The sequence below is a fragment of the Variovorax sp. GW531-E2 genome, from assembly GCF_059423125.1.
In genome coordinates this window covers 34,822-38,362 of sequence record NZ_JBWKXQ010000069.1, presented here as the reverse complement: position 1 = coordinate 38,362, position 3,541 = coordinate 34,822, and the positions used below count along the sequence as shown (strand labels likewise).

At 63.9% G+C, this 3,541-nt stretch carries 6 protein-coding genes and 1 pseudogene; 5 read left to right on the top strand and 2 right to left on the bottom strand.

Annotated elements, in window-relative coordinates; all coding sequences use genetic code 11:
- From AC07XP_RS27885 to hemP, 4 genes are all read left to right on the top strand, one after another.
- Window positions 1–320 (top strand): energy transducer TonB (locus tag AC07XP_RS27885; RefSeq protein ID WP_495266487.1); only part of this gene is annotated, 320 nt, incomplete at its 5' end.
- A 22-nt stretch (window positions 321–342) separates the two neighbouring features.
- Window positions 343–1,059, top strand: a complete 717-nt coding sequence (locus tag AC07XP_RS27880) for a MotA/TolQ/ExbB proton channel family protein (RefSeq protein WP_062479023.1) — start codon at window positions 343–345, stop codon at window positions 1,057–1,059.
- An 8-nt stretch (window positions 1,060–1,067) separates the two neighbouring features.
- Window positions 1,068–1,481 carry an ExbD/TolR family protein gene (locus tag AC07XP_RS27875; protein ID WP_062479026.1) on the top strand — a complete coding sequence of 138 codons (414 nt, stop codon included), beginning with the start codon at window positions 1,068–1,070 and terminating at the stop codon, window positions 1,479–1,481.
- Window positions 1,482–1,585: 104 nt separating this feature from the next.
- Window positions 1,586–1,798: a hemin uptake protein HemP gene (gene hemP / locus AC07XP_RS27870; RefSeq protein WP_062479029.1), complete on the top strand. Its 213-nt coding sequence runs from the start codon at window positions 1,586–1,588 to the stop codon at window positions 1,796–1,798.
- A 183-nt stretch (window positions 1,799–1,981) separates the two neighbouring features.
- Here hemP and AC07XP_RS27865 read toward each other — a convergent pair whose 3' ends face one another.
- Entirely contained in the window at window positions 1,982–2,389 is a 408-nt protein-coding gene (locus AC07XP_RS27865) for a GlcG/HbpS family heme-binding protein (RefSeq protein ID WP_056583078.1), read from the bottom strand.
- Window positions 2,390–2,560: 171 nt separating this feature from the next.
- On the opposite strand from AC07XP_RS27865, the gene AC07XP_RS27860 reads away from it, so the two are divergent.
- Entirely contained in the window at window positions 2,561–3,262 is a 702-nt protein-coding gene (locus AC07XP_RS27860) for a Bax inhibitor-1/YccA family protein (RefSeq protein ID WP_062479032.1), read from the top strand.
- A gap of 46 nt (window positions 3,263–3,308) precedes the next feature.
- Here the strand turns inward: AC07XP_RS27860 and AC07XP_RS27855 are convergent.
- Window positions 3,309–3,541, bottom strand: a pseudogene (locus AC07XP_RS27855) (23S rRNA (uracil(1939)-C(5))-methyltransferase RlmD); the annotation flags it as partial.

Genomic DNA, 3,541 nt, shown 5'->3' with positions numbered 1-3,541 from the left:
CTCCCGCACCGCCGCCGTCGCCCCCGGCGCCGCCCGCCGTGCAGCTGCCGTCGAGCAATGCCGACTACCTGCAGAACCCGAAGGCGGTCTACCCCGCCATGAGCAAGCGGCTCGGCGAGCAGGGCAAGGTGATCGTGCGCGTGCTCGTGGGCGCCGACGGCCTGCCCAAGAGCGCCGAGGTCAAGAAGTCCAGCGGCTTCGACCGCCTCGACGAGGCCGCCGTGGAATACATCATGAAATGCCGGTTCGTGCCCGGCAAGGTCAACGGCGTGGTGCAGGCCATGTCTTACGACGCCCCCGTCAACTACGTCCTGAACTAATTTTTCTCTGGAGCAACTTCGTATGGATTCCCAATTTGGCTTGATGAACGTCTGGAATCAGGGCGACTTCGTCACCAAGGCTGTCGCGGTTCTGTTGATCGGCATGTCCCTCGCATCGTGGATCGTGATCATCGTGAAGGCGCTCGACGTCATCAAATACAAGCGCCTGGCCAAGCACTCGCAGGACTTCTGGCACAGCGAAGACTTCGCCACCGCCCTGAACAAGCTGGGCACCGACGACAGCAACCCCTTCCGCGCCTTGGCGCTCGAGGGCCGCGAAGCCGCCGCCCACCACCGCAACACCAAGGCGCACCTGCATGACGCGCTCGACGTGAGCGACTGGATCACGCGCGCCCTGCGCAACGGCATCGACGCCTTCACGGCGCGCCTGCAGACCGGCCTGGCCATCCTCGCTTCGGTGGGTTCGACGGCGCCGTTCATCGGCCTGTTCGGCACCGTCTGGGGCATCTACCACGCGCTGATGAGCATCGGCTCGGCCGGCCAGGCGACCATCGACAAGGTGGCCGGCCCGATCGGCGAAGCGCTGATCATGACGGCCCTGGGCCTGGCGGTCGCCATTCCCGCCGTGCTGGGCTACAACGCCCTGGTGCGCGGCAACAAGTTCGTGCTGACCAAGCTCAACAGCTTCGCCCACGACCTGCACGCCTACTTCGTGACCGGCGCCCGCGTGCAAAGCGGCAGCGGCGAAGCCGTCGTGGTTCCGCTCAAGAAGGGCTGAGCAGCATCATGGCTTTCGGAACGCAAGACGAACCCGATGAGGTGATGAACGAGATCAACATGACGCCGCTGGTCGACGTCATGCTGGTGCTCCTGATCATCTTCATCATCACCGTGCCGGTCATGAAGCACGCGGTCAACATCGACCTGCCCCGCGCCAGCAGCGAGCCCGAGCAGCCCAAGCCGCAGAACATCCTGTTCAGCGTCACGGCCGACGGCGCCTACTACTGGAACGAACAGAAGATCGACGACAGCGAGCTGCCGAACCGCCTGGCCGCCGAAGCCGCCAAGGAACCGCAGCCCGAGCTGCACATCCGCGGTGACAAGGCCGTGCGCTACGAGCGCGTGGCCAAGGCCATGGCCGAGGCACGCGAAGCCGGCGTGCGCAAGATCGGCTTCATCACCGAGCCCGACACGAAGTGATCTGAACGGGTGAATGACGGATCAAAAAAAAGTTGATCGCGACGATTGACTTTATATTGAGAATCATTATCATTCACTCATCGCTTCCATAAAGGGAACTCCAGATGCCAGCCACCCCGAATGCCTTTTCTGTCCTGAACCACCCTTCGCTCGATCAATCGGGTGGCGGTCATGCGTCGATCCAGGCAGCGCGTCCGGCGCCGATGGTCGAAAGCACGGAGCTTCTGAAGGGAAGCAAGACCGTGGGCATCATGCACAACGGCTCGCTCTACCGGCTTCAGGCCACCAAACTCGGCAAGCTGATCCTGACCAAGTAGGTCGTTCAGCCCGCCCCTCGCGCAAGTTTCATCGTGGGGCGACTCGAGGAGATTCATCTCCGAAGGGTCGTTTTTTGCTAGCCAACGGTTCGCCGACTAGCCAAGCTTTTTTTCACGCTGAAGCCCCGAAAAAGAAAACGCCGACCATCTGGTCGGCGTTTTGCTTTGGGCGAATGAAAAGGCTTACAGGCCGAGCGCGGCGATGCCGGCCTTGGCGATCTGCGCATCTTCGTTCGACTTCACGCCGCTCACGCCCACAGCGCCGATGACGTGGCCGTCCTTCACGATCGGCACGCCGCCTTCGAGCAGGCCTTCCACCAGGGGCGCCGTCAGGAACGCGGTGCGGCCGCCGTTGATGATGTCTTCATAGACCTTGCTCTCGCGACGGCCCATGGCGGCGGTGTGCGCCTTGGCGGGAGCGATGTGCGAGGACAGCGCGGCGGCGCCGTCCAGGCGCTGCAGCCAGAGCAGGTTGCCGGCGTCGTCGGAGATGGCGATGGTCACGGCCCAGTTGTTCTTCAGGGCCTCGGCTTCCGCTGCAGCGGCGATGGCCTTGACGTCGGCGAGTTCGAGGAATGATTTGGTCTTCATGAATAAGCTCAGGTTGCGTCGAAACCCGACAGCATAACGGCGGGGCGCCGCAGCGTCCCGCGGGGGCTTAAGAACAACGGGCATACGGTCTTTGCAAGGCCCCCTCTTGCAGCCCCCTAGAATGCGCCCAACTGCGTGTCATTGCATGCAGCAACCTCAGGAGCTTCGGCCATGAACGACCGTGTGACCACCCTCGACACTTCCACCGGCTACGGCCAGACACTGCCGCAGGCCGAACGCCAGCGGGTGCTGCGCAATACCTACTGGCTGCTGGCGCTGAGCCTGCTGCCCACCGTGCTGGGCGCCTGGATCGGCGTGAGCACCGGCATCACCCGCTCGCTCACCGGCGGACTCGGCCTGATCGTCTTCCTCGGCGGCGCCTTCGGCTTCATGTTCGCGATCGAGAAGACCAAGAACTCGGCCGCCGGCGTGCCGGTGCTGCTGGGCTTCACCTTCTTCATGGGTCTGATGCTGTCGCGCCTGCTGGCGATGGTGCTGGGCTTCAAGAACGGCCCCGAACTGATCATGACGGCCTTCGGCGGCACCGCCGGCGTGTTCTTCGTGATGGCCTCGCTGGCCACGGTCATCAAGCGCGACCTGTCGGGCATGGGCAAGTTCCTGTTCGTCGGCGCCCTGGTGCTGATGCTCGGCGCGGTCATCAACGTCTTCGTGGGCTCGAGCACCGGCATGCTGGTGATCTCGGTGGCGGCCATCGGCATCTTCTCGGCCTATATGCTCTATGACCTGAAGCAGATCATGGACGGCGGCGAAACCAACTACATCAGCGCCACGCTGGCCCTGTACCTGGACATGTTCAACGTGTTCCAGAGCCTGCTGGCCCTGCTGGGCATCTTCGGCGGCGAGCGCGACTGAGCGGCTTGCTCCGCCCCCAAGAAAAAAGGCCCCGCGGGGCCTTTTTTCATTCCAGCTCGAAGACCGCGATCGACTCGACGTGCGCCGTGTGCGGGAACATGTTCACCACGCCCGCGAAGGTGCAGCGGTAGCCCGCCTGGTGCACCAGCAGGCCGGCGTCGCGTGCCAGCGTCGAGGGGTTGCAGCTCACGTACACGATGCGCTTGGGCGGCGTCCAGCCACCGGTGCGCAGTTCAGGCTGCTGGTGCAGGTCAGCCATCGCCTTGGCCAGCGCGAAGG

Bases quoted from the DNA above. Each gene is read 5' to 3' on its own strand.
- AC07XP_RS27880 (WP_062479023.1), top strand. From the start codon at position 343: ATGGATTCCCAATTTGGCTTGATGAACGTCTGGAATCAGGGCGACTTC.
- AC07XP_RS27875 (WP_062479026.1), top strand. From the start codon at position 1,068: ATGGCTTTCGGAACGCAAGACGAACCCGATGAGGTGATGAACGAGATC.
- hemP (WP_062479029.1), top strand. From the start codon at position 1,586: ATGCCAGCCACCCCGAATGCCTTTTCTGTCCTGAACCACCCTTCGCTC.
- AC07XP_RS27865 (WP_056583078.1), bottom strand. From the start codon at position 2,389: ATGAAGACCAAATCATTCCTCGAACTCGCCGACGTCAAGGCCATCGCC.
- AC07XP_RS27860 (WP_062479032.1), top strand. From the start codon at position 2,561: ATGAACGACCGTGTGACCACCCTCGACACTTCCACCGGCTACGGCCAG.